Below are 3,517 nucleotides of genomic sequence, written 5' to 3' on the forward strand. Positions count from 1 at the left end.
GGTGCAGGTCCACCAGCGGCAGGGGCAGCTCCAACGTCGGCGCGATCACCTGTACGGGCGGTCCCGCGTGCTCGACAAACGTGGTGCGCAGCACCGCGTGGCGCTCCACGATCGTCTTCAGGCTCCCGTGGAGCGCCGCGAGATCCAGCAGGCCGCTGAGCTTCACGGCGGAAAGGATCGTGTATGCGCTGGCTCCGGCGTCGAAGCGATCGAGGAACCAGAGCCGCTGCTGTGCGAACGAGAGCGGGATCGGCTCAGCCGCGCTGCGGCGTGGGATCGTCGGCTCAGGGCGCGCGGCGATGCCCTCTTTTTGCATGAGCGCCTGAAGCAGCGCGCGCTTTTTTGCGGAAAGATCGTTGGTGCGTTTCGTTGGACGGCTCATCTGGCGTGGTCCTCGTCAGTAACTACCGATTCTGCGTCAAGCATGATGTCCACTTCTTCCTCCGAAAGATCCGCAAGCTCCACCAGCAAGCGGGCGATCTTCTCGACGCTGGCTCCGTGGTCAGGATCGCGCAGCAGCGTCTCGGCCAATCCGGCGACCGTCGGCGTCTCGAACATGCAGCGCAGCGGCAGATCGACCTGGAAATCCTCGCGCACCTGGGCGATGACCTGCGCTGCCAGCAGCGAGTGCCCACCCGACGCGAAGAAGTTGTCATGCACGCCCACCTGCTCAAGATCCAGCGTGTCGGCCCAGATGTCGGCCAGCACCTGCTCGACCGCATTGCGCGGCGGCACAAACGCCGTGTCGCGATCGAGACGTGCGAGGTCGGGGGCGGGTAATGCCTTGCGATCGATCTTGCCGCTCGCGGTCAGCGGCAGCGCGTCGAGCACCATAAACACGCTCGGCACCATGTACTCTGGTAGGCGCTGCCTCAGGAACTCACGGAGTTCCTGAGGAGAACAAAGAACAGAGAACAAAGAACAAGAGTCAGACGCTTCTTTGTTCCGTTGTTCTTTGTTCTGTTGTTCTACAACGTACGCCACCAGCCGCTTCTCGCCGCGCTCCTCGCACGCGACGACCACCGCCTCGCGCACGGCGGGATGCTGGCGCAGCACGGCCTCGATCTCGCCGAGCTCGATGCGGAAGCCACGAATTTTCACCTGCTGGTCGATGCGGCCCAGAAACTCGATGTTGCCGTCGCTGCGGTAGCGCGCCAGGTCGCCCGTGCGGTAGAGCCGCGACCCATGCTCACGAGCGAAGGGATCGGGAATGAAGCGCTCGGCGGTCGCATCGGGGCGGCCAAGGTAGCCGCGCGCCAGGCCGATGCCGCCGATGTGGAGCTCGCCGACCACGCCGATCGGCACCGGCTGCATGAGGCGGTCCAATACATAGAGCTGCGTGTTGGCGATCGGGCGTCCGATCGGCACGCAGCCGCGAGTGAGATAGCTGTCGTCGTCGGCGCTGTAGAGCGTGCTGGTGATCGTCGCCTCGGTGGGGCCGTAGGCGTTGTACCAGCCAACGCTCGGCCCGACAAGCTGCCGCCAGCGGGCCAGCCACTCCGGCGCGGTCTGATCGCTGCCGACGACGACCAGCCGCAGCCGGGTACCCTCTAGGTGCGGCAGCAGCTCCGGGGTGCGCGTCAGCTCGTCGATCCAGGCGTGCCAGTAGGGCGTGGGCAGGTTGAGCACCGTGAGCCGCGCCTGGGCGACGAACTGCTGGAGCTCGTGCGGAGCGGCAAGGCTCGGCTGCGGCCAGAAGACGAGGGTCGCGCCGCAGAGCCAGGTGGGGAAGATCTCCTCGGCGGCGACATCGAAGCTGAGCGCGGCAAACTGAAGCACCCGATCGGCTGGTTGCAGGGCATAGTGCTCGACGGCGGCGCGGCTGCGCGCCACGATCGCGCGGTGCGGGATCTGCACGCCCTTGGGTCGCCCGGTTGATCCCGACGTGTAGATCAGGTAGGCCGGATGCTCCGCGAAGATCGCCGCATCGACTGGCGTGTCTGGCTCCTGGCTGATCGCTGCCTGATCCGCGTCGAGGCAGACCAGCCGCGCGCTGTGGGTGTTCTCCGCGTACAGCGTCGCGGCGAGCGAGCGATGTGTCACCAGCACGGCTGCCTGTGAGTCGGCGAGCATGAAGCGCAGGCGCTCGGCGGGGTAGCTCGGATCGAGCGGCAGATAGCAGCCGCCCGCTTTGAGCGTGCCTAGCAGCGCGACGGCCATGTCGAGCGAGCGCGGGAGGCACAGCGCGACCGGCGTCTCGCCCTGAGGGCACCCGCCGACGCCCAGCGCGCGCAGGTGATGCGCAAGCTGGTTCGAGCGCCGCTCAAGCTCCTGATAGGTCAGCCGCTGGTCGCCGCACTCGACCGCCACTGCTTCGGGTGTGCGCATGGCACACTCGGCGATCAGCTCATGGATGCAGCGCTCCCGCGAATAGGGCGCGGCGGTGGCGTTCCAGTCGTAGAGCATCTGCTGGCGCTCGGCCTCGCTCAGCAGCGGCAGCCTGGCGATAGGTAGATCGGGATCGGCGACGATGCCCGCCAGCAGCGTGTGAAAGTGATCGAGCAGGCGGGCGATTGTCGGCGCGTCGAAAAGATTGGTGTTGTACTGCACGACTGCGCTGAGTCCATCGGGCTGCTCTTCCAGTGAGATCGCCAGGTCGAACGCCGCCGCGCCGGTGTCTTCGGTGATCATCCGCAGCCGCAGGCCCGGCAGATCGCGCGGCGCGTACCGCTCGTTCTGAAGGATGAATAGCACCTGGAAGATCGGCGTGTGGCTGGGATGGCGATCGGGCTGAAGCTCCTCGACCAGCCTCTCGAAGGGCAGCTCTTGATGGGCATATGCCTGGAGACAGACCTCGCGCACGCGATGGAGCAGCGCGCGGAACGTTGGATGGCCCGACAGATCGGTGCGCAGCGCGAGCGTGTTGACGAAGCAGCCGATCAGCCGCTCCGTCTCGGCCCGCGTCCGCCCGGCGATTGGCGATCCGACGACGATGTCATCGTGGCCGCTGTAGCGATGCAGCAGCACGTCGAACGCCGCCAGCAGCGTCATGAACAGCGTCGTACCCTCGCGCCTGCTGAGCGCGGCCAGTGCATCCGCTAGATCGCGCGGCAGCACATGCGACTGGAGCGCGCCGCTGGATGTCTGGATCGCGGGACGCGGGCGATCGGTGGGCAGCTCAAGCACGGGCGGCGCTCCAGTGAGCTGCTCCCGCCAGTAGCCGAGCTGCGCTTGAAGCGCGTCGTCCTGCAACCACTGGCGCTGCCAGGCGGCAAAGTCGGCGTACTGAATCGGCAGATCGGGCAGCTCCGCCCGCTCCCCGCTGCGCGCCGCCGCATAGCCCGTCGCCAGCTCGTCGAACAGCACGCCCATCGACCAGCCATCGGTGACAATATGATGCATGGTCAGCAGCAGCACATGCTCGGTCGGGGCGAGACGCAGCAGGCGGGCGCGCAGCAGCGGGCCGCGCGCGAGATCGAAGGGCTGCCGCGCCTCGGCCTGCGCCAGCCGCCGCGCCTCGGCCAGGCGCGTCTCGGCGGGCAGGCGGGTACCCTCTGGGTGCAGGTCCACCAGCGGC

The 3,517-nt window shown here is 67.4% G+C and carries 2 protein-coding genes; both read right to left on the reverse strand.

What is annotated here, in order from left to right:
• Positions 1–382: condensation domain-containing protein (locus tag VFZ66_02715; protein ID HEX6288069.1), on the reverse strand; the 382-nt coding region annotated here is incomplete at its 3' end.
• Positions 379–3,517 (reverse strand): amino acid adenylation domain-containing protein (locus VFZ66_02720; protein HEX6288070.1); only part of this gene is annotated, 3,139 nt, incomplete at its 5' end. The genes VFZ66_02720 and VFZ66_02715, both read right to left, overlap by 4 nt.

This window comes from Herpetosiphonaceae bacterium, from assembly GCA_036374795.1.
GTDB lineage: Bacteria > Chloroflexota > Chloroflexia > Chloroflexales > Kallotenuaceae > LB3-1.